This window comes from Synechococcus sp. UW106, from assembly GCF_900474015.1.
Classification (GTDB): Bacteria; Cyanobacteriota; Cyanobacteriia; order PCC-6307; family Cyanobiaceae; genus Parasynechococcus.
In genome coordinates, this window is the sequence record NZ_UCNV01000009.1 from 430,405 (window position 1) to 449,630 (window position 19,226).

The 19,226-nt window shown below is 60.2% G+C and carries 22 protein-coding genes; 12 read left to right on the forward strand and 10 right to left on the reverse strand.

The features are described from left to right. Nucleotides 1-18: 18 nt before the first annotated feature. Nucleotides 19-510: a redox protein gene (locus DXY30_RS09815; RefSeq protein WP_115094983.1), complete on the forward strand. Its 492-nt coding sequence runs from the start codon at nucleotides 19-21 to the stop codon at nucleotides 508-510. Here DXY30_RS09815 and DXY30_RS09820 read toward each other — a convergent pair. From DXY30_RS09820 to DXY30_RS09830, 3 genes are read right to left on the reverse strand one after another with little or no spacing between them, the layout of a single operon-like run. Then, nucleotides 498-1,397, reverse strand: a complete 900-nt coding sequence (locus tag DXY30_RS09820) for a transglutaminase family protein (protein ID WP_115094753.1) — start codon at nucleotides 1,395-1,397, stop codon at nucleotides 498-500. The two genes, DXY30_RS09815 and DXY30_RS09820, sit on opposite strands and share 13 nt — an antisense overlap. Further along, nucleotides 1,370-2,365, reverse strand: coding sequence for an alpha-E domain-containing protein (locus tag DXY30_RS09825; protein WP_115094754.1), 996 nt, complete (start codon nucleotides 2,363-2,365; stop codon nucleotides 1,370-1,372). The genes DXY30_RS09820 and DXY30_RS09825 overlap by 28 nt, the downstream gene beginning before the upstream one ends. After that, complete coding sequence (locus DXY30_RS09830; RefSeq protein ID WP_115094755.1) at nucleotides 2,359-3,834, reverse strand: circularly permuted type 2 ATP-grasp protein; 1,476 nt, start codon at nucleotides 3,832-3,834, stop codon at nucleotides 2,359-2,361. Before DXY30_RS09830 ends, DXY30_RS09825 begins: the two co-directional genes overlap by 7 nt. 201 nt (nucleotides 3,835-4,035) lie before the next feature. On the opposite strand from DXY30_RS09830, the gene DXY30_RS14585 reads away from it, so the two are divergent. The 7 genes from DXY30_RS14585 to DXY30_RS09855 all read left to right on the forward strand — a co-directional run bounded on the left by DXY30_RS14585 (nucleotide 4,036) and on the right by DXY30_RS09855 (nucleotide 11,093). Next, the gene (locus DXY30_RS14585; RefSeq protein ID WP_006850406.1) at nucleotides 4,036-4,161 is read left to right on the forward strand and encodes a hypothetical protein; all 126 of its coding nucleotides are present in this window, start codon (nucleotides 4,036-4,038) and stop codon (nucleotides 4,159-4,161) included. Further along, nucleotides 4,151-5,581 carry a sodium:solute symporter family protein gene (locus DXY30_RS09835; RefSeq protein WP_115094756.1) on the forward strand — a complete coding sequence of 477 codons (1,431 nt, stop codon included), beginning with the start codon at nucleotides 4,151-4,153 and terminating at the stop codon, nucleotides 5,579-5,581. Before DXY30_RS14585 ends, DXY30_RS09835 begins: the two co-directional genes overlap by 11 nt. 17 nt (nucleotides 5,582-5,598) lie before the next feature. After that, on the forward strand, nucleotides 5,599-5,727 hold the full coding sequence (locus DXY30_RS14590) for a hypothetical protein (protein ID WP_256359552.1): 129 nt from the start codon (nucleotides 5,599-5,601) through the stop codon (nucleotides 5,725-5,727). A gap of 161 nt (nucleotides 5,728-5,888) precedes the next feature. Further along, complete coding sequence (locus tag DXY30_RS09840) at nucleotides 5,889-7,004, forward strand: aspartate carbamoyltransferase (protein ID WP_115094757.1); 1,116 nt, start codon at nucleotides 5,889-5,891, stop codon at nucleotides 7,002-7,004. Between the two features lie 9 nt (nucleotides 7,005-7,013). Further along, nucleotides 7,014-9,038 (forward strand): asparagine synthase (glutamine-hydrolyzing), encoded by a 2,025-nt coding sequence (gene asnB, locus DXY30_RS09845; RefSeq protein ID WP_115094758.1) that lies wholly within the window; start codon nucleotides 7,014-7,016, stop codon nucleotides 9,036-9,038. Nucleotides 9,039-9,219: 181 nt separating this feature from the next. Then, nucleotides 9,220-10,422 (forward strand): Zn-dependent hydrolase, encoded by a 1,203-nt coding sequence (locus tag DXY30_RS09850; protein WP_371638801.1) that lies wholly within the window; start codon nucleotides 9,220-9,222, stop codon nucleotides 10,420-10,422. After that, complete coding sequence (locus DXY30_RS09855; protein WP_115094760.1) at nucleotides 10,419-11,093, forward strand: DUF1028 domain-containing protein; 675 nt, start codon at nucleotides 10,419-10,421, stop codon at nucleotides 11,091-11,093. The genes DXY30_RS09850 and DXY30_RS09855 overlap by 4 nt, the downstream gene beginning before the upstream one ends. A gap of 77 nt (nucleotides 11,094-11,170) precedes the next feature. On the opposite strand, the gene DXY30_RS09860 is transcribed toward DXY30_RS09855, so the two are convergent. From DXY30_RS09860 to DXY30_RS09890, 7 genes are all read right to left on the reverse strand, one after another. Further along, a complete protein-coding gene (locus DXY30_RS09860; protein WP_115094984.1) occupies nucleotides 11,171-11,389 on the reverse strand; it encodes a hypothetical protein in 219 nt (72 codons plus the stop codon). 80 nt (nucleotides 11,390-11,469) lie between these two features. Next, the gene (locus tag DXY30_RS09865; protein WP_115094761.1) at nucleotides 11,470-11,637 is read right to left on the reverse strand and encodes a DUF4278 domain-containing protein; all 168 of its coding nucleotides are present in this window, start codon (nucleotides 11,635-11,637) and stop codon (nucleotides 11,470-11,472) included. 214 nt (nucleotides 11,638-11,851) lie between these two features. Continuing rightward, nucleotides 11,852-12,610, reverse strand: a complete 759-nt coding sequence (locus DXY30_RS09870) for a type 1 glutamine amidotransferase (RefSeq protein ID WP_115094762.1) — start codon at nucleotides 12,608-12,610, stop codon at nucleotides 11,852-11,854. Next, complete coding sequence (gene ureC, locus DXY30_RS09875) at nucleotides 12,607-14,316, reverse strand: urease subunit alpha (protein ID WP_115094763.1); 1,710 nt, start codon at nucleotides 14,314-14,316, stop codon at nucleotides 12,607-12,609. The genes DXY30_RS09870 and ureC overlap by 4 nt, the downstream gene beginning before the upstream one ends. Nucleotides 14,317-14,319: 3 nt before the next feature. Beyond that, nucleotides 14,320-14,640: an urease subunit beta gene (locus tag DXY30_RS09880; RefSeq protein WP_115094764.1), complete on the reverse strand. Its 321-nt coding sequence runs from the start codon at nucleotides 14,638-14,640 to the stop codon at nucleotides 14,320-14,322. A 10-nt stretch (nucleotides 14,641-14,650) separates the two neighbouring features. After that, the gene (locus tag DXY30_RS09885; RefSeq protein WP_115024644.1) at nucleotides 14,651-14,953 is read right to left on the reverse strand and encodes an urease subunit gamma; all 303 of its coding nucleotides are present in this window, start codon (nucleotides 14,951-14,953) and stop codon (nucleotides 14,651-14,653) included. An 18-nt stretch (nucleotides 14,954-14,971) separates the two neighbouring features. Further along, nucleotides 14,972-15,907 carry an urease accessory protein UreD gene (locus tag DXY30_RS09890; RefSeq protein WP_115094985.1) on the reverse strand — a complete coding sequence of 312 codons (936 nt, stop codon included), beginning with the start codon at nucleotides 15,905-15,907 and terminating at the stop codon, nucleotides 14,972-14,974. A 105-nt stretch (nucleotides 15,908-16,012) separates the two neighbouring features. Here DXY30_RS09890 and ureE point away from each other — a divergent pair, with 105 nt between their 5' ends. The 4 genes from ureE (at nucleotide 16,013) to urtA (ending at nucleotide 19,156) form a co-directional block, all read left to right on the forward strand. Then, nucleotides 16,013-16,465 (forward strand): urease accessory protein UreE, encoded by a 453-nt coding sequence (ureE, locus tag DXY30_RS09895; RefSeq protein WP_371411082.1) that lies wholly within the window; start codon nucleotides 16,013-16,015, stop codon nucleotides 16,463-16,465. Then, on the forward strand, nucleotides 16,462-17,133 hold the full coding sequence (locus tag DXY30_RS09900) for an urease accessory protein UreF (protein ID WP_115094766.1): 672 nt from the start codon (nucleotides 16,462-16,464) through the stop codon (nucleotides 17,131-17,133). The genes ureE and DXY30_RS09900 overlap by 4 nt, the downstream gene beginning before the upstream one ends. After that, entirely contained in the window at nucleotides 17,133-17,738 is a 606-nt protein-coding gene (gene ureG / locus DXY30_RS09905; protein WP_115094767.1) for an urease accessory protein UreG, read from the forward strand. The genes DXY30_RS09900 and ureG overlap by 1 nt, the downstream gene beginning before the upstream one ends. Before the next feature lie 119 nt (nucleotides 17,739-17,857). Further along, nucleotides 17,858-19,156 (forward strand): urea ABC transporter substrate-binding protein, encoded by a 1,299-nt coding sequence (gene urtA / locus DXY30_RS09910; protein WP_115094768.1) that lies wholly within the window; start codon nucleotides 17,858-17,860, stop codon nucleotides 19,154-19,156. Nucleotides 19,157-19,226 lie beyond the last annotated feature (70 nt).

A 19,226-nucleotide genomic window follows, 5' to 3' on the forward strand; every position in this document is an offset into this window, starting at 1 on the left:
CTTCAAGGATCCATCGAGATGTTCGAACTGCTGGCCTACGAGCGCTTTCGCGACACTCCATCGGTTCGTTTCTTCGACGTGACTGTGGACACCTCGAACGCGCGTGACCTGGTGATACATAGCGGTCCGGCGGTGTCGCCACCCAACGACCCTGAGAGCGGAGCCTGGCAGTTTTATTTGCATCCCCATCAGGAAGACAATTTGCTGGCGGCTAGCGGCGGGAGAACCTTCTTTTTGGTGAATCTGGCTTGGGAGCAGCCGTTTCACATCGTTCGGCTGGAGAGTGGTGGTGACATCCTTCGCATTCCTCCCGGCACCTTCCACCGTTCGATTTCCGATCCCGATGGCTCCGTCGTTCTGAACCAGGCGGTCCGTGAGGAAGGCGTCTCTCTTGTGCGGGAATTTCGCGTCTACAACAGCGCCGAGATCCCGGCCTTGATGGCTGCAACCCATAGCTCTGCTCGGAAGCCCCAGTTGCATGGGGTGGAACCTCTGCTTCAGGCGGCCTGAACGAGGTTGTGATGTGAGTTCTCCGTTCCGGTGGCTTCATCGTTGATCTGAATCTGCCAATTCAGCTCACTCGCTGTTCCTGGGGGGCCGCTGAAGCTGCCGCTCACGGCCGCGGTGAGTTCCGGCTTGGAGGAGGTGGCGAGCACCACATATCGCTCATTGACCTCCGTGCCGGCACTGGGGTCAAAGCCTCTCCAGCCCGCTCCAGGTAGGTAGACCTCCGCCCAGGCATGGAGGTCGTACTCCTTCGGGGGAGGTTGCTGCAGTTGATATCCGCTCACAAATCGGGCCGGAAGACCCACCACGCGGCAGCAGGCCACCATCAGCATGGCCAGATCTCGGCAAGAGCCGATTCGCTCGCGCAGGGTTCGGCCCGCTGGCCAGGCCGGCCCTACATGGCGTTGGGTGTATTTCACCCGCTCTTGAATCAGTTCAATGAGTTGCTTCAGAAAGGCCAGGGTCTGTTGGTTGCTGCCCATCAGCGCTTCCTGGGTGAGGTCGATGGCTGCGGGTTCGTGCTGTCCATTGGGCAACCAGCCTTCTAAGGCGCCCTGCAGATCGCTGTTGAGTTGGCCCCTCGGGTAGGGCAGTGGTGGTTCGAGTCCGTTGAAGCAGCTCTGCAGCGGTGGAGCCGGTCGGGTTTCCACCAGGCTGCGGGCCTCAAAGACGAGTTGCTCGGTGCTGCCAAGAAAGCGGAGCCGTTGGATTTCGTCGCCGCTGGCGGCCACCAGTTCCCGACGTTGCTCAGGTTCAGGCAGCACGCTGAGGTGATGGTCCAGCAAGGTCTGGAACCCCTGCCCCCGCGGTCTCAGACAGAGGCGATGCTCCCCTAAGAAAACCGGGGCGTCATACCGATAGGTCAGGCGGTGAACGATGAGAGCGCGCATGCTGGATCGGCTGGGGTGGTACGGAGGTCGGCGCTTGTGAAATAGCGGGTTTGGATCAGGATGTGGAGTTGATTGAGGTCTTGCTGAAGCTGGTCAATGGCTTGATGCAGGCCGGATTCGATCAGGTTGTCGATCCGCACGTAGCTCCAGCGGGCCAGGAGCTGCCCGCGCAAACAGTCGAGGTCATCCGGCGTGTCTTGGCTCGGGTGCTTCTGGATCTGTTGCAAGGTGTCGCTGATGCCCTGGAGGCAGTACCGCACCGACCGAGGAAAGGTGGGGCCTAGCAGCAAAAAGCGGGCCACCGATGCGGGGCTGATCGCTTGTTGGACGCTCTGGCGGTACATCTGATAAGCCCCCGCTGTGCGCAGCAGGGTGATCCATTGCAATTCATCCAGCACCCCGCCGACTTCCTCGGGAGATGGCAGCAGCAGGAAGTATTTGACGTCGAGGATGCGGGAGGTTTTGTCAGCGCGTTCGATCAGACGTCCCAGCTGGCTGAACAGCCAGCTCAGATCGCGGCTCAAGGTGGTGTCGGTAATCCCGTAAACGAGCTGGCAACCGCGGCGGATGATCCGCAGTTGTTCCTGCACGGGTTCTCGCCAGATGTCTTCGTCGTCTTGCAGACTCCAGTGCAGATCATTGATCTGCTCCCACATTTCCGTGGTGATCACATCCCTGATCTGCCTCGCATTTTCCCGAGCCATCGCAATGCAGCTCACGATGCTGTTGGGATTGCTGCGGTCCAGCAGTAGGAAGCGCACCACTTGTTTGGGAGTGGCATCGGGATAGGCCGTATCGAAGCGGTTCCGATCCCCCGTCACCTCCACCAACGGCAACCATGGCTCTGCGCTCCCTGGAGGACAGTCCAGCGCCATCGCTTCACTGACTTCCAGAAAACGTGAGATGTTTTCGGCGCGTTCCAGATAACGGTTGATCCAGTAGAGCGAATCGGCAACGCGACTCAACACGGCACAGCCTCCACTCGTTGTGTTGCTGCGATCCGTTGTTCTTCGACGATCCAGGTGTCCTTGCAGCCGCCCCCTTGGGATGAATTCACCACGAGTGAGCCCCGCTTGAGGGCCACCCGTGTCAGCCCCCCTGGGCTCACCCAGTCGCTCGAGCCGCGCAGCACATAGGGGCGTAGATCGACGTGGCAGGGGTACAGCTCACCGTCACTGAGGGAAGGCACTGTGGAGAGCTGCAGGGTGGGTTGCGCGATGAAGTTGCGGGGATTCGCACGGATCTTCGAGTCGAAGTCAGCCAGCTCAGAGCGGCTGGCCTGGGGGCCGATCAGCATTCCGTAGCCCCCGGCTTCCGCCACCGATTTCACCACCAGCTGTTCAAGGTGTTCGAGCACGTAGCGGCGGTCTTTTGGGCGGGCACAGAGATAGGTGGGAACGTTCTCGATGATCGGCTCCTCATCGAGGTAGTAGCGGATCATCGCCGGCACGTGGGCGTAGATCAGCTTGTCGTCGGCGACGCCTGTGCCGGGGGCATTGGCGATGGCGACCCGTCCTTGCCGCAGCACGTCGATCAGGCCCGGCACCCCCAGCATTGAGTCGTGTCGGAAGACGGTGGGATCAAGAAAATCGTCGTCGATGCGGCGGTAGATCACATCCACCGGCTTGAGGCCGTTGGTGCTGCGCATCCAGACCCGGCCGTTGTCGCACACCAGATCGCGGCCTTCCACCAGGGGAATGCCCATCTGCTGGGCTAGATAGCTGTGCTCGAAATAGGCGCTGTTGTACACACCGGGAGTGAGGATCGCCACGCGAGGGGCGTCACTCCAGGTCGCCAGGTCCTGAAGGGTGCGCAGCAGATGGGAGGGATAGTCGTCGATGGGTTGAACGGCACGGCCTTCGAACAGGCCAGGGAACAACCGTTTCATCACCCGACGGTTTTCAAGGAAATAGGCCACACCCGATGGACAGCGCAGGTTGTCCTCCAGCACACGCCAGGTGCCGTTGCCGTCCCGGATCAGGTCGAGCCCGGAGATGTGGCACCAGCGGTTGAGGGGCAAGGTGATGCCCTGCATCTGAGGGCGCCAGCCGGATGAACTTTCAACGTCTTCCCGCGGGATCACACCGTCGTTGAGGATCTGTTGGGGGCCATAGATGTCGGCGAGGAAGCAGTCGATGGCTTCTAGGCGTTGCAGCAGTCCGCGCTCCAGGGTGATCCAGTCGCTGCGTCCGATCAGTCGGGGCAAGGGATCGAAAGGAAGAATCCGTTCACTGCCTTTGAGGCCGGAATCGTTCAGGCGGAAGGTGGCGCCGAGGCGACGCAGCAGCTGGCTGGCAGAGGCATGGCTGCGGTTCAGTTCGGGCAACCCCATCTGCCCCAGCGATGCGAGCAGCGTGGCTAGATCTTCGCGCGGCCTCGCCGTTTCACTGCAGAAATATTCGTCGAACCCGACCGTGGGTTTGTAGTCGGTGAACATCCTGGTCGCGTAAGCAATATCTATCCAATGCGTCGCCCCACTTCCCCTCGGGTGGTGGTTGCTACACATTCCGCAATTTCAGGCGATAGGGCGCTGATCGCTTGATGTTTGGGTATCCGAAGGCACCTGAATCGAGTGCGAAGGGCCAGGCGGGGAAGACTCTTTTGCTTATCTGTTTCTGGAGTTCAAAGGGTCTTTGCTTTGGATGAATTGCTCTGGGCCCGACTGATCTTTGCCCTCGGTGCCGTTGTTACTGCGGCGACGGTGGTGATGATTCTGCGCGGACATCTTTATTGGAACCGCAGGGGGTCGACGGATGTCCGCTGACTCGGTTCCCTTCCTCCAGCCAGGGATTGCTTGGGCGCTGGTGGTGTTGTTCTCTGTTCTCTGGGTTGCCCTAGGGATTGCCTGGGGTCGGCGCGGTCAAGGCAATGCCGATGACTACATGCTGGCGGGGCGCAACATCGGGCTGGCCCTGAGCACCGCCACGTTGATGGCTTCCTGGGTCACCGGCAACACCACGTTGCTTGCCCCTGAATTCGGCTACAAGACCGGGTTATGGGGCATGTTCAGCTATGCCCTGGCAGGGCTTGGACTGATCCTGTTTGCCCCCCTGGCTTCGCGGATCAAGCAGCTGATGCCCAACGGGCGCACCAGCGGCGATTTCATTCGGTTGCGTTACGGGCGCCTGGCGTGGTGGGTGTTCATGGTGATCACCGCGATTTACACCCTGGGTTTTCTGATGACCCAGGCGATGGGTGCCGGACTGCTGCTGCAGGCCCTTTCAGGCTTCAATTACCACGTGGGGATGCTTGTGGTCATTGGTGTCGCAACGATTTACACCCTGTTCGGGGGGATGCGGGCCGTGATCGGCACCGATTTCATCCAGTCGCTCTTGATCATGGTGCTGCTGGCGGTGGTGGCGGTGCTCGCTTTCCGGCAATTCCCGATGCCCGAGGTGCATGCCTCGTTGCTTGCCCGGCATCCCGATCGGCTCGATCTGCTGTTGCCTGCCGGTTTGTTGATTGCGTGGAATTCCGCCCTCTTCTCGATGGGCGAGGTGTTTCACAACAACATCTGGTGGTCTCGGGTCTTCGCTAGCCGTCGCTCGGTGGTGATGACTTCCTTTGTGTTGGGGGGGGTCGCCTGGATGAGCGTGCCGATGGTGACGGGCTCCATCGGCCTGGTGGCATTGGCGCGTGAGTTGCCTCTCGAGCAGGTGAACATGGTGTTCCCAGTGATGGCAGCTGATCTGCTCGGAGCCGGCGGCGCTGCTCTGGTGTTCGTGGTGGTGTTTGCCTCGCTGACCTCCACCCTGGATTCGCTGCTGGCGTCCACTGCCGATCTTCTGGCGGAGGATGTGTACTTCCGGTTATTGCGACCCCAGGCCAGTGACGTGCAGCTCAAGCAGGCTGCGCGGCTGATGGTGGTGGGGTTGGCGGTCGTCACCCTGGCGCTGTCCTGGCCGCGGCTGGATTCTTTGGCGTCGGTGTTGTTCTTCACCGGTGCCCTGGTGGCTTCCACGGTCTGGCCTGTGGCGTGCGGTCTGTACTGGCGCACGGCCAACCGCACGGCTGCCATTGCGGCCATGCTCGCTGGCAGCGTTGTTGGTCTGCTCGCTTATGTGCTGATTGCGCCTTACTGCGCTGCTGTGTTTTCGGCGGCCGTGTCAGCAGTCGTGATGCTGATCGGCAGTCGCACGTGGCCGGAACGGTTCGACTTCACTTTGTTGCAGGAGGAGGGATGATCCAAAGTCTTCTTTTGATGGCCAACCTCGTTGGACTCTCCGGCTTTCAGTTTCTGCTGGTGGCCAGTCAGCTTGCCTTGGTGCTGTCTGTGCTCGTGTTGCTACTGATTTGGTGGGTTGAGTGGCGGAACGGTCGTGTGTGGTGACGGCTGCAGGTGTTAGTAACCAGCTGAACATTTTTTCCGGATCTTTGCTTAAGAAGCTGTTTCTTCGTGGACGAAGGGGTGTCGTTGTTGTTACCGGTAAAAGATGTAGTTCTTGGCCTTAGCACTCGGTTTGGCAAACAGAGTGTTGATCCGATTTAGCTATGGCACAGGCAAATTCAGCAGTAGTTGAAGCGTCGTCGGTACAGATTCGGTTTCAGCCGATGGGTCCCGATGTCTATGGCCAGAACCAACCCCAGGAGCTGCTGGCCGCGATTGCCGAGGACGGAGAGCCGTTGCTGGATCTGGTGAATCAGCATGTGGTGTCGATCCAACCGTTTCGACCCGAGGCCTTGTTGCAGGTGTTTCGGCTGGCGGCGAAATTCGAGAGCAATCCCGATCGGTATTGCCGCCACAACACGCCGCTGACCGGCAAGATTCTGATTAACGCGTTTTATGAGCCGAGCACGCGCACCCGTCTCTCTTTTGACAGTGCCTGGCATCGCCTTGGTGGCAGCTCGATCAACATCACCGACAGAGCTACCACCGGGATTGCGAAGGGCGAGTCCCTTGAAGATGTCGCCCACATGTTCAACAACTACGGCGATTGCGTGGTGCTTCGGGACAGCGATCCCGGCGCTGTTTATGCGATGACGTCAACTCTGCGAATCCCGATCATTAATGCGGGCAATGGCATTGATGAACATCCGACTCAGGCAATGGCGGATCTGTACACCATCTTCAAGTGGCGGCCCAAGCTCGCTGAAGTTGAGGTGGCTGCGGCTGATCGGATTCGCATCGGAATCGTTGGGATTCCATCGCGGATGCGAACGGTTCGCTCACTGCTGAGGATCCTGGCCAAATTCCCGCAGACCGTGGATGAGGTGGTGGTGATTCATGCTCCCGGGCTGGAGTCGGATCTGCAGTTGTTTGACCCAGGGCAGTTGGAGGAGCTCGAGGCTTGCGGCATGAAGGTGCGCTGCAGCACCGATCTACAGGCTGAAGTGCCCGATCTGGATGTCATTTACATCAACGCCATCGCCTGGGTTGGCGATACCTATGAAGTGCACGGGGGAGGATTTCGCCTCACCCGCGACATGCCGTTCAAGCCTGAAGCGATCGTGCTCCACCCCTTGGCGCGGGGAGCGGAACTGAGCACCTGCCTTGATGACACACCCCACAACTGGTATTTCAGCCAGGCCAGGGGAGCTGTGTTCCTGCGGATGGCACTGCTCACCTGCATGGTGAACCGGGCCGAACGCGTCATGGATGTCGTCTGAGCGAGCGTTATGTGCGGAATCGGAGGTGTTTTCAACGCAGACCGTCGTCAGACGGTGGACCGCCAGCTGCTGGTCAACATGGCAGCGATCCAGGCCCATCGTGGGCCCGATGGCTTTGGCGTGGAGGTGCTTGATCAGGCTGGTGTTGGTTTCTGCCATGCCCGCCTCTCGATCATCGATCTGAACGAGTCACGGGGCCGTCAGCCCTTTCTCACCGATGACGGTGAGGTGCTGATGGCGCACAACGGTGAGTTTTACGACTTTCAACGCATCAGAGCGGACCTCACTGCCCAGGGGGTGCGCTTCAGCAGCAAGAGCGATTCCGAGATCCTGCTCCGGCTTTATCAGCGCCAGGGCTTGGAGGCGACCTTGCCTCTATTGCGCGGGGAATTTGCCTTTGCGTTGTTTGATCGTGCGGAGGATTGCCTTTACCTGGTGAGGGATCGCTTCGGCATCAAACCGCAGTACTGGGTGATGACGCCTGAGGGTCTGGTATTCGGTTCCGAATTGAAGGTGCTGTTCGCGCATCCGGCGGTGGAGCGACGTTTCACCTCGGAGGGTCTGTTCCATCAGTTGATGCAGACCATGGTTCCTGGCACCACTGCGTTTGCAGGGGTGCAGCAGGTGAAGCCCGGCCATGTGCTCAAGGTGCAACGTGCGAATGGGCAGCTGGAGGTGTCGGAGTCGACCTACTGGGATGTCGACTTTCCGCGTCAGGACCAGCGCGATCGTCGCCTCACGGAGGCCGACCATATCGCTGCTGTCCGTGCGTCCTTGCTGGAGGCGGTCGAGCTGCGCATGGTGGCCGACGTGCCTGTGGGCTGTTACCTCTCTGGCGGCATCGATAGTTGTTCGATCCTCGGTTTGGCGTCAGCCGTCAGCCAGGCACCGGTGAAGGCATTCACGATCGGATTTGATGATGCCCGTTACGACGAGTCGCCGATTGCTCGGGAGATGGCCGAGGCCACGGGGGCTGAGCAGGATCTGATGCGTCTCTCCGGCCAGGAGCTCTATGGCCATATGGAGCGCACCATCTGGCATGCCGAGCGAACGATCTACAACACCTTGGCGGTGGCGAAGTTCTTGATGAGTCGCCATGTCAACAACGTTGACTACAAGGTCGTGATGACCGGTGAAGGCTCAGACGAGCTGTTCGGCGGCTATCCCGCCTTTCGTCGCGACATGTTCCTCCACGGTCTCGATGATCTGCCTCAGGAGGAGCGCGCCAGCTGGGAAATCTTGCTTCAGCAGTCCAATGCCCTGGTGCAGGGAGCGATGCTGGCTGAAAACCAGGTGGACGATCCCGACCTCGATGCGGTGGTTGGCTTCACCCCCAGTTGCCTGCAGCCGTGGCTTGCCTGTGCGCCCTTGGTGCCGGAGCTTTTGGCGGAGTCTCATGCTGCAGCTCTGCAGGATTACTCCCCGGGTAAAGCGATTGCTGAGCAATTGGATGCCGATCAACTGGAAGGGCGCCATGCCCTGGATAAGGCTCAGTACGTTTGGATCAAGACCATGTTGGAGGGCCAGATCTTGACCTGGGGTGGTGATCGGGTCGACATGGCCAATTCCATGGAGGCGCGACCGGCCTTCCTGGATCACCATCTGGCCGCTGTTGCCGTGCAAGTGCCACCCGAACTGCGGATTAAGGGAAAAACCGAGAAATACGTGTTGCGGGAAGCCATGGCGGGATTGTTGCCCGAGGTGTTGTATCGGCGCGAGAAGTTTGCCTTCATGGCGCCGCCAGCTCATACGGAGCGCGAGAAGTGGGAGCAGATGAAGCAACTCGCCGATGACTACCTCAGTGATGAGGCGATCGATGCTGCCGGTTTGTTGAGCAAAGACGGCGTTAGCGCCTTGTTTGCGCGTCATGCGGACCCTGCTACCACCGATGCGGAGCGTGTGCAGATGGATGCCGTGATCAATCATCTGCTGGGTGTGCAAATGCTGCACCGGATGTTTGTGGCAGAAGACGTTCCAGCCCTGGCCCGTCGGGAGGCCGATCGCCTGGGGTGGCGGGTGCTGATGCCCGTTTGAATTCTTTGATCGGGATTAAATCGTTGCTCTAGCTACAGGTTTCTGTGTTTTTTCGGGTGAAGATTGTTCTCCCTTTGAAACGCAGGTCACGGCATTGCCATCGCTCATCTCGACTTCTCAGATCAGCCCTGCAATTGAGATTGAGCCAAGCAAAGTTGCGGCGGGTCCAAACCGTGGTCGTTTGGCTGGAACGATTGAGCAGCTGGCCAGCATTGGCGCCAAGCCGGATGGGAGCGTTTGTCGTCGCGGGTTTTCGGTTGAAGACGTTCAGGGCCGCGAGTTGCTGGCCAGTTGGATGAAGCAGTTGGGCATGCAGGTGCGTGTCGATGCCGCTGGCAATTTGATCGGGCATCTTGAAGGCCTCGATCCCTGCCGTCCTGCTTTGGTCACCGGGTCGCATCTCGACACCGTTCCCACCGGTGGGCGCTTTGATGGTGCCCTGGGTGTTCTTGCAGGTCTGGAAGCCTGCCGCGCTCTTCAGGACCAGGGCATGCGGCTGCGGCACGGCATTGAGTTGATCGCCTTTGCCGACGAGGAGTCGACCATGGTGGGTTGCAAAGGCTTGGCGGGGACGGCTTCCGATAACCCGGAGAGTTATGTCACCAGTAACGGCCAGACAATTCAAGAGAATCTGGCGCGAATCGGGGGGCATTGGCCTTCGCTGGCGTCGGCCCGACGCTCCGATGAGGCCTATGCCGCTTTTCTTGAGTTGCACGTTGAACAGGGCGGCGTTCTCGAGCAACGTGGGGATGCCATTGGTGTTGTGGAGGGTGTTGTTGGTCAGCGTCGGTTCAGCATCAATGTGCAGGGACAGGCCAATCACGCCGGCACCACACCGATGGGTCTGCGACAGGACGCCCTCGTGGCGGCGTCGCGCATTGTTCTTGCCGTCGAGGCCATGGCATCCAGCCATCCAGGAGATCCTGTGGCGACCGTGGGTCGACTTGAGGTTTGGCCCAATGCCGCCAATGTCGTCCCCGGCGCTGTCGCCCTGACGGTCGACCTGAGAGATGTTGACCCGACTGTTCTTGATCAGTTAGTGAAGGAGTTGATGCAGCAGGTCGAAAGCATTGGTGCTGAAACGGGCTGTCCGATCGCGGTGGACCCACAGTTCAGTGTTGATCCCACCCCTGCTGATGCTTTGGTGATGGCCACCATTGCTGAGGCCTCGGCCGATCTCGGCTTGTCTCACAGCCATCTCCCCAGCCGAGCCAGCCACGATGCGCAGGAGGTTGGTCGTCGTTGGCCGATGGGCATGATTTTTGTTCCCAGTCGGGGCGGTTTGAGTCATTCAGCTGCGGAGTTCACCAGCGATGAACAGTGCTGGGCAGGCACCGCTGTGCTGCTGGAAACACTGCTACGGCTCGACAGTCAGCTGCCGTGACCTTTTCGATCCTGGCCCGTGATCCCAACAACGGCCGCTTTGGCGTGGCTGTTGCCACCTGTCATCTGGCCGTTGGATCCACCGTGCCCCACATCCGCGCCGGAGTTGGAGCTGTGGCGACCCAGGCCCACACCAATCCCTATCTGGGGATCTGTGGCCTTGAACGCTTGGAGCAGAGTGCGGATGCGGAGAGTGTTTTGGCCAGCCTTCTGGCGGATGATCAGCATCGTGATCGGCGTCAGTTTCATCTGATCGATCTGGATGGTCGAACGGCCTGTTGGACGGGGCAGGATTGCGGCGCTTGGGCTGGGCACCGCCATCGTCGTGACCTGTCCGTCGCCGGCAATTGTTTGGTGGACGAGGGTGTTGTGGAGGCGATGGAGCAGGCGTATCTCACCAGCGATCCCAGCTTGAAACTTGGCCGCCGCTTGATGGCTGCCCTTCAGGCGGGTGAAGCAGCTGGAGGTGATCACCGCTCCGATTTCTGCACCTCAGCAGCGGTGCAGGTGAGTGGTGAAGCTGCCTTTCCGCTGTTGGACCTACGCGTTGATTTCCATGAGAGTGCGGTGGAGCAGTTGATGGAGGTTTACGAGCGCAGCCAGGCACTTTGGGCCCAGGAATGGAGGGATGAACTCTCAGAGTTGCCCATGCTCAATCGGTTGGTGGCTTAACAATGCTCGTTCGTTTGTGCCATTAAAAAAGCCCTTCAACACTGAGTGCCGAGGGCTTTTTGAAAAATCTGAATGGCTCAATTGGGGACTGTGGCTTCCCATTCCACATTCAAACCAGCTTGACGCGCATCATTGACGAGGTCGTCGATGCAATCCATTCCAAAAGCAGCCTGGCCAGAAAGCAAGGCATCCCATTCACTGGCTGGGAAGTGGGTTTGCAGCCAGAACACCCCGTGCACACTGGAAGGATTCACCTGCACAAGGCCTTGGTCCAGGCGGGAAGTGATGAGATCCAACGTCGTTGCTGAAGCTGGATCCATTACGCCCTAATCCAAGCGAACAGAATGTTCCTCTTGCTACGGATTGAAAAGTTGGCCTAGCGCGTGTAGCCCACACCGCGGTATACGAGCTGCACTGGAGACCGTTGGCTGTTGATCTGACGGGATTGATACACGTTGCGGCGGTAGACCAGCTGCACACCAGGTTTGCCTTCAGCAGTGTTGTTTTGCTGGTAGTGATGCCCGCGATAGAGAAGAGTGGTCATTGGAAGGTCCTCGAAGCAAGCTCAGGTCCCCGTTCCATGGCCTGAGGCGAACTGCGCTTCGCGTGATGCGAAGTGAACGATCGGTAGCTGTTGCTACAAAACAATTGAAGCGTTTTCAGTCGTGGTGGTGACGTTCGGTTCGATACTTGTTCAGAAAAGTTTTTGGTTTTGTTTATTTTTATCCGTAGAAATTTGTTGGCCTTGTTGATGTAAATCACCTGGTCTTGCAGCGCTCTTGTAGCTGATCGAGCGCAATATTGAAAAAGTGTCGACCTTGCTCCTGCAGCTTGTCTCCAAGCCAGTACCACTCCCGCATCAGGCGTTCGGGCCCTTCAGGCCCAAGGGCGCTCATCACGTAAGTGTGGTCGTTGGCGATCCAGCGTTGCAGTGCGTCTCTGTTGATCTCGAGGTGACATTGCAGGCCAATGGCGTGATCGCCGATTCGAAAGACCTGTTCCGCACAGTGCAGCGAGGAACCAAGCAGGGTTGCATCGGCCGGCAGGTGGATGCGATCGCCATGCCAATGCAGGACCAAGGTCCCGCTCGGTTGTCCCTGCAGTAAGGCCTCATGGGTCGGATCAGCAACCCAGTGGATTGCGCCCAGTCCCAGTTCCTTGAGCTGCTGTGGTGGTGCCCCAACCTGCAGGGGTTGCACGGATCCGCCAGCAGCGACAGCCAAGAGCTGCGCCCCCAGGCAGATGCCCAGCACCGGTCGACGCTGCTGGTGCCAGGCCGTCAACCAGTTCAGCTCGGCTTGTAGCCAGTGCAGGTCCGGTTGATGATGCTCGTTCACTCCCATTGGTCCTCCCAGCACCAGCGCGATGCTGTTCGGGCATTCACTTGCGTTCGGCAGGCGGTCGCCTCGGTCGGGCCGCAGGGTCCGGAGAGTCATTCCCCGTTCCCGTGCCAGTTGTCCCACCAGTTCGGGCCCTTCGTGGTCAACGTGCTGGATCACCAGCAGGGTGGTGCTCAAAGCAGCAGATAGCGCTGGGCGAGGGGCAGCACTTCGGCGGGCTCGCAGGTGAGCAGTTCACCGTCGGCGAACACCTCATAGGTCTGCGGGTCCACGCTCACCTTCGGCAGGGCCGAATTGAGTTTGAGAGCGCTTTTGCCCACGCTGCGGGTGTCCTTCACCGCCATGCAGGTGCGCTCCAGACCCAGCTGACTTTGGATATCAGCATCCATGGCGGCTGTGCTCACGAAGGTGAGGCAGCTGGGAGCCAAGGCTTTGCCGAAGGCGCCGAACATGGGCCTGCCGTGCACGGGCCCGGGGGTGGGAATGGAGGCGTTGGCATCGCCCATCTGGGCCCACACGATTGAACCGCCCTTGATCACCAGTTCAGGGCGAATGCCGAAGAAGCCCGGCTTCCACAGCACGAGATCGGCGAGCTTGCCGGTTTCGATCGAGCCCACCTCGCTGCTGATGCCATGGGCAAGAGCGGGGTTGATTGTCACCTTGGCGATGTAGCGCTTCAGCCGATGGTTGTCGTTGCGGTTGGAGTCTTCCGGGAGCGCACCACGCTGCACCTTCATCTTGTGGGCCGTCTGGAAGGTGCGGGTGATCACTTCGCCCACGCGCCCCATGGCCTGGGAGTCACTGGCGATGATCGAGAAGGCGCCCAGGTCGTGAAGGATGTCTTCGGCGGCGATCGTTTCGCGGCGAATCCGCGATTCGGCAAAAGCCACGTCCTCGGGGATTTTGGGGTCGAGGTGGTGGCACACCATCAGCATGTCGAGGTGTTCCTCGAGCGTGTTGCGGGTGTAGGGCCGGGTGGGATTCGTGCTGCTCGGCAGCACATTCGCTTCGCCGCAGATCTTGATGATGTCTGGGGCATGGCCGCCGCCGGCACCCTCGGTGTGGAAGGTGTGGATCGTGCGTCCCTTGATGGCGGCGATCGTGTCTTCGACGAAGCCGGCTTCGTTCAGGGTGTCGGTGTGGATGCACACCTGCACATCCATCCGGTCGGCCACCGACAGACAGGCATCAATGGTGGCCGGCGTGGTGCCCCAGTCTTCATGCAGCTTCAGGCCGCAGGCACCGGCGCGCACCTGTTCCTCCAGGGCTTCAGGGGTGCTGGCGTTGCCCTTGCCAAAGAAGCCCAGGTTCACCGGCAAGCCTTCGGCGGCCTGGAGCATTCGCCCGATGTGAAACGCCCCAGGGGTGCAGGTGGTGGCGTTGGTGCCGGTGGCTGGTCCGGTGCCGCCGCCCATCAGGGTGGTGACGCCACTGGCCAGAGCAGTTTCGATCTGCTGGGGGCAGATGAAGTGGATGTGGGTGTCGATGCCACCGGCCGTGAGGATGTGACCTTCTCCAGCGATCGCCTCGGTGCCGGGGCCCACCACGATCGTGACCCCTTCCTGGGTGTCGGGGTTGCCGGCTTTGCCGATGCCCACGATCCGGCCGTCTTTCAGTCCGACATCGGCTTTGACGATGCCCCACCAATCGAGAATCAGAGCATTGGTGATGACGGTGTCGACGGCACCCGCGGCTCGAGGTGTCTGGGACTGGCCCATGCCATCGCGAATCACCTTGCCGCCGCCGAATTTCACCTCGTCGCCGTACACGGTGAAATCCTTCTCGACTTCAAGGATCAGCTCGGTGTCCGCAAGGCGAACCCGGTCGCCAGTGGTGGGTCCGTAGGTCTCGGCGTAGGCCTGGCGGGAGATGCGGTAGGGCATGGGTCAGGCGTCGAGGGATCCGTTGATCTGGCCGTTGAAGCCGATGACACGTCGGGCACCGGCAAAGGGAATGAGGTTCACGTCGCGACTGTCGCCGGGTTCAAAGCGGATGGCGGTGCCGGCGGGGATGTCGAGACGATGACCGCGGGCTGCGGCCCGGTCGAACTGCAGGGCGGCGTTGGCTTCGGCGAAATGGAAGTGGGAGCCCACTTGCACCGGTCGATCGCCACTGTTGGAGACGCTCACCGTGGTGACGGGTCGTCCCGCATTCAGCTCAAGTTCACCCGGTTCGGGAAGCAGTTCGCCGGGAATGAGAGGGGCCATGGGTTCTGCCTCAGCGAATTGGGTCGTGCAGGGTGACGAGCTTCGTGCCATCGGGGAAGACGGCTTCGATCTGCACCTCGTGCACGAGCTCGGGCACGCCGTCCATCACCTGGTCCTGACGCAGCCAGGTGGTGCCCTCCTGCATCAGCTCCGCCACGTTCTTGCCGTCACGGGCACCTTCAAGCACCAGAAAACTGAGCCAAGCCACCGATTCGGGGTGGTTGAGCTTCAGGCCGCGGTTCAATCGTCGTTCCGCAAGCAGTGCCGCGGTCACGATCAGGAGTTTGTCCTTTTCCTGGGGACTGAGATGCATAGCGAAGCTCGGTCTTCTTCAGTGTGTCTCCGCTGCGGTCTCCAAAGCGTTCATGGTGGACGTTTGTCGGCGCAGAGGCTGTTCCTGCAGGGGCCAGACCCTGGGGATGCGTGGCTTTGTCAGTCCCCGGAGCGTTCGCGTGCGCTCCCAGATCCGACTGAACCAGAAGCGGGCATCACGGCTGGAGTTGCCGGAATAGCGGGCGATCAGCCCTTGCCCGAGGGCCCCGCAGCGCATCGTGCCCGTCAGTCCCTCACGGTCGGCCCGCGCTCCGTCCAGCAGTGTTGCGGTTGTTTCGGCGCTCATGGCCATGGGTGCGGCCCAGATCAGTGTTCCGAAAACCGGTGCACCAGCTAGGCCATGGGGGCCCTCCAGGCTGGCTCTGCCCAGTTCCACGCGATCAGCCAACTCCCATGTCGAGCTGGTTGAGGTGATGCGCTGAATCGTGAGGCTGGACCGCCATCGCCCTTGCTGCAGGGTTTCACCAGCGGCGGTTCGACCCAGGCGCACGATTTCTGCACTGACAAAGGAGGCATCCATTGGCAGGGTCACCGTCAGGTGCTGCTCGAACAAGGCATCGGCGTACAGCACCAATTCCTGCGGTAGCCATTCGAGATCACTGCCGCTGGCCAGCGAGCAGCACACGTGCTGTTGTGCAGAGCAGCCCTCAGGCTGCAAGCGGCTGCGGCCGATGGATCCATAGACCTTCTGCGCCGCCACACTCGTGATCAGGCTGCGGCTGTTGGTTGCAAGGTTGATGGCCAGGCTGAGTTGGTCGCCGCCCACCAGGCCTCCGGCGGTGTGCAGGACCGGCAGCTCGCAGCGTCCGTCATCTCCATGTTCACTGCGAAGCAACTTGAACGGAGCCGTGCAGCCCCCCTGGTGTCGGGTGCTGCCGTTGGCTGCACGAAACTGCAGGTCGCAGCGGCCGTGCCAAGGATCGAGACGTTGCATGGCTTCACGCTCCGCTGCCATCGCCTTCATCTCTGTAGCAACGCACACCAAAGTGCTGCTGATGTCTGGGCAGGCTTTCTCTGTGGAATTGGAAAGGAGATGGTGGTGACAGATGCAGTGGTGGTGTTGGAGCAGCGCCTGCAGAACAGCAGTGCCATGGCAACCCTGCACTTGCCGTTAACGGCTGAAGAGCGCACGGTATTGCGCGGTCGCCGCACCACCTCCTGCGGTCGCCTTGTTCTTCTTCAGTTGCCCCGTATGGGATCCCTGCAGCCTGGTGATCTGCTGGGGGATCAGTCCGGTTCGACCGTGGTGGAGGTGACGGCAGCGCCGGAAGCGCTGCTGCGGGTGCAGGGTTCGCATCCCCTTGAGCTGTTGCAGGCGGCTTATCACCTGGGCAATCGCCACGTTGCTCTTGAGCTGCATGAGCAAGAGCTGTTGCTCCCGGAGGATTCCGTGTTGGCCACGATGCTGGAAGGGCGTGGTTTGACGGTCAGTCGCTGCCTTCAGCCGTTTGCTCCCGAGGGTGGCGCCTATGGGGGGCATCAGCACGGATGACATCCCTGGCGTTGTTGCAACTGGTTAGCCCGGCGTTGCCCGTTGGTGCCTTCAGCTACTCGGAAGGTCTCGAGGTGCTGATTCAGGCTGGCTCCATTGCTGATGAGCAGGCTGTTCAGGCTTGGTTGGAGGCCGAATTGCAACGGGGTGCTGTGCGACTGGAGGCCGCTGCCTTGAGGCCCCTTGCAGAGGCGCTGGTGGGGTGGTCAACCCAGGCGGATGGCGCGGCCAAAGCGCGCCTGATCGATCTGGACGGTTGGCTGTTGGCCACCCGTGAAGCAGCAGAGCTGCGAGCGCAACAGCGTCAGATGGGAATGTCGCTGGTGCAGTTGATGTCTGATATGGGACAGGCCCTGCCCGAACACGTGCCCCTGAGCTGGCCAGCGGCCTGGGCTTGGGCCGCCGTGGGGTTGTCTGTTCCAGCGTGCGAGATGGTGGAGGGATATCTCTATGGCTGGGTTGCCAATCAGCTCAGTGCGTCGGTGCGGCTGCTGCCGTTGGGTCCGTCCCGAGCGCAGGTGCTGCAACAGCGGCTGCTACCCATGATTGCCTCGCAAGCGCAGCTGCTTCAGGCTGCCGATCCGCAGCAGCTCTGGAGCAGCGGTGTGGGTGCGGGCATGGCTCAGCTTGCCCATGCTGAGCTGTATTCACGCCTGTTTCGAAGCTGATGAGCAGCAAACTGCGCCTGGGGGTGGCGGGTCCTGTGGGATCCGGCAAGACCGCACTGGTGGAGGCGCTCTGTCGCCGCTTGCGCGACGACCTGCAGCTCGCTGTGGTCACCAATGACATCTATACCCAGGAGGATGCCCAGTTCCTCACCCGTGCCGGTGCCCTGGATCCAGAGCGGATCCGCGGGGTGGAGACAGGCGGTTGTCCTCACACAGCGATCCGCGAAGACTGCTCGATCAACAGAGCAGCTGTGGCAGAGCTGGAAGCCCAATTTCCTGACCTGGATCTTGTTCTTGTTGAGAGTGGCGGCGACAACCTGGCGGCGAGCTTCAGCCCAGAGTTGGTGGATCTCTGCATCTATGTGATCGATGTTGCTGCTGGCGACAAGATCCCCCGTAAAGGAGGGCCTGGCATCACGCGGTCTGATCTTTTGGTGATCAACAAGATTGATCTGGCACCGCAGGTAGGTGCCGACCTTGCGGTGATGGAACAGGACACCCGGCGGATGCGCGGAGACAAGCCGTGGTGCTTTACCAACCTCCACAGCGGCGAGGGTCTGGACCATGTGGTGGGCTTCTTGTTGCAACAGCTACCAAAATCATGAAAACACAAGCTTTTGGGGTCAAAAGTGTTCCCGTTGTGACATTTTGAATCCGCTCCAGTGGCGATGGTCGGATCTCAGGACGTTTCGCGCGTCCAAGCTTTTAAGTGCCCCTTCATTTCATGAGCACCCCTCTTTCCAAGCGTCTGTTTGCTGGCATGGCCGCGGCATCGCTGGGTCTCGCCGTGACCGCCTGTGGTGGTGACGACAAAGCTTCTGCACCCGCGACCGACTTTGATGACACCGTCACCGTTGGCATCCTGCATTCGCTGACCGGCACCATGGCCATCTCGGAGTCCACCCTGGTGGACACTGAGAAGATGGCGATCGATGAGATCAACGCCGATGGTGGCGTTGAAGTCGATGGCAAGAAGTACAAGATCGAGTACATCGTCGAGGACGGTGCTTCCGATTGGCCCACCTTTGCTGAGAAATCCAAGAAACTGATCGATCAGGATCAGGTGCCCGTGGTCTTCGGCGGCTGGACCTCTGCTAGCCGCAAGGCGATGCTGCCTGTGTACGAGTCGAAGGACGCTTTCCTCTACTACCCGATTCAGTACGAGGGTCAGGAGTGTTCCAACAACATCTTCTACACCGGTGCGACACCGAACCAGCAGTCAGAGCCTGCCACCGCGTTCATGTATGAGAAGTCGCCTGCCGCTGGCAAGCCCTTCTTCCTGGTGGGTTCGGACTACGTCTTCCCCCGTACTTCCAACACCATCACCAAAGAGCAGCTCAAGTCTCTGGGTGGTGAAGTGGTCGGTGAGGACTACCTGCCCCTGGGTAACACCGAAGTTGCCCCGATCATCGCCAAGATCAAAACAGCTCTGCCTGACGGCGGTGTGATCATCAACACCCTGAATGGCGACCAGAATGTTGCCTTCTTCAAGCAGATCCAAGACGCCGGGATCACCCCTGAGAACGGCTACTACGTGATGAGCTATTCCATCGCGGAAGAGGAAATCAGCACCATTGGTTCTGAGTTCCTCGAGGGCCACTACGGCGCTTGGAACTACATGATGTCGATCGACACCCCGGCATCCAAGAAGTTCGCTGCTGACTTCAAGGCCAAGTACGGCGAAGACCGTCAGGTGGCTGACCCTCAGGAGTCGGCTTACAACATGGTCTATCTCTGGAAGAAGGCCGTCGAGAAAGCCAACAGCTTCGACGACGACAAGGTGCGTGAAGCTCTGATTGGTATCGAATTTGATGCACCTCAGGGTCCTGTGACGGTGATGCCTAACCATCACCTGTCTCAGACCGTCCGCATCGGCCAGATCACGGCTGACGGCCAGTTCGAGATCCTCGAATCCACCGACGGTCCTGTGGCTCCTCAGGCCTGGAACCAGTTCGAGCCCAGCTCCAAAGGCTTCGCTTGCGACTGGACCGACGCTGCGAAAGGCGAGAAGTACAAGCTCTGATCCACGGATCACAGCCTGATTTCTCTTCAGGGAGGGGCCCGTTAACGGGTCCCTCCTTTTGTCGTTTCAC

Bases quoted from the DNA above. Each gene is read 5' to 3' on its own strand.
- DXY30_RS09815 (WP_115094983.1), top strand. From the start codon at position 19: ATGTTCGAACTGCTGGCCTACGAGCGCTTTCGCGACACTCCATCGGTT.
- DXY30_RS09820 (WP_115094753.1), bottom strand. From the start codon at position 1,397: ATGCGCGCTCTCATCGTTCACCGCCTGACCTATCGGTATGACGCCCCG.
- DXY30_RS09830 (WP_115094755.1), bottom strand. From the start codon at position 3,834: ATGTTCACCGACTACAAACCCACGGTCGGGTTCGACGAATATTTCTGC.
- DXY30_RS09835 (WP_115094756.1), top strand. From the start codon at position 4,151: ATGTCCGCTGACTCGGTTCCCTTCCTCCAGCCAGGGATTGCTTGGGCG.
- DXY30_RS14590 (WP_256359552.1), top strand. From the start codon at position 5,599: ATGGCCAACCTCGTTGGACTCTCCGGCTTTCAGTTTCTGCTGGTGGCC.
- DXY30_RS09840 (WP_115094757.1), top strand. From the start codon at position 5,889: ATGGCACAGGCAAATTCAGCAGTAGTTGAAGCGTCGTCGGTACAGATT.
- asnB (WP_115094758.1), top strand. From the start codon at position 7,014: ATGTGCGGAATCGGAGGTGTTTTCAACGCAGACCGTCGTCAGACGGTG.
- DXY30_RS09865 (WP_115094761.1), bottom strand. From the start codon at position 11,637: ATGACCACTCTTCTCTATCGCGGGCATCACTACCAGCAAAACAACACT.
- ureC (WP_115094763.1), bottom strand. From the start codon at position 14,316: ATGCCCTACCGCATCTCCCGCCAGGCCTACGCCGAGACCTACGGACCC.
- DXY30_RS09880 (WP_115094764.1), bottom strand. From the start codon at position 14,640: ATGGCCCCTCTCATTCCCGGCGAACTGCTTCCCGAACCGGGTGAACTT.
- DXY30_RS09885 (WP_115024644.1), bottom strand. From the start codon at position 14,953: ATGCATCTCAGTCCCCAGGAAAAGGACAAACTCCTGATCGTGACCGCG.
- DXY30_RS09890 (WP_115094985.1), bottom strand. From the start codon at position 15,907: ATGCAACGTCTCGATCCTTGGCACGGCCGCTGCGACCTGCAGTTTCGT.
- DXY30_RS09900 (WP_115094766.1), top strand. From the start codon at position 16,462: ATGACATCCCTGGCGTTGTTGCAACTGGTTAGCCCGGCGTTGCCCGTT.
- ureG (WP_115094767.1), top strand. From the start codon at position 17,133: ATGAGCAGCAAACTGCGCCTGGGGGTGGCGGGTCCTGTGGGATCCGGC.
- urtA (WP_115094768.1), top strand. From the start codon at position 17,858: ATGAGCACCCCTCTTTCCAAGCGTCTGTTTGCTGGCATGGCCGCGGCA.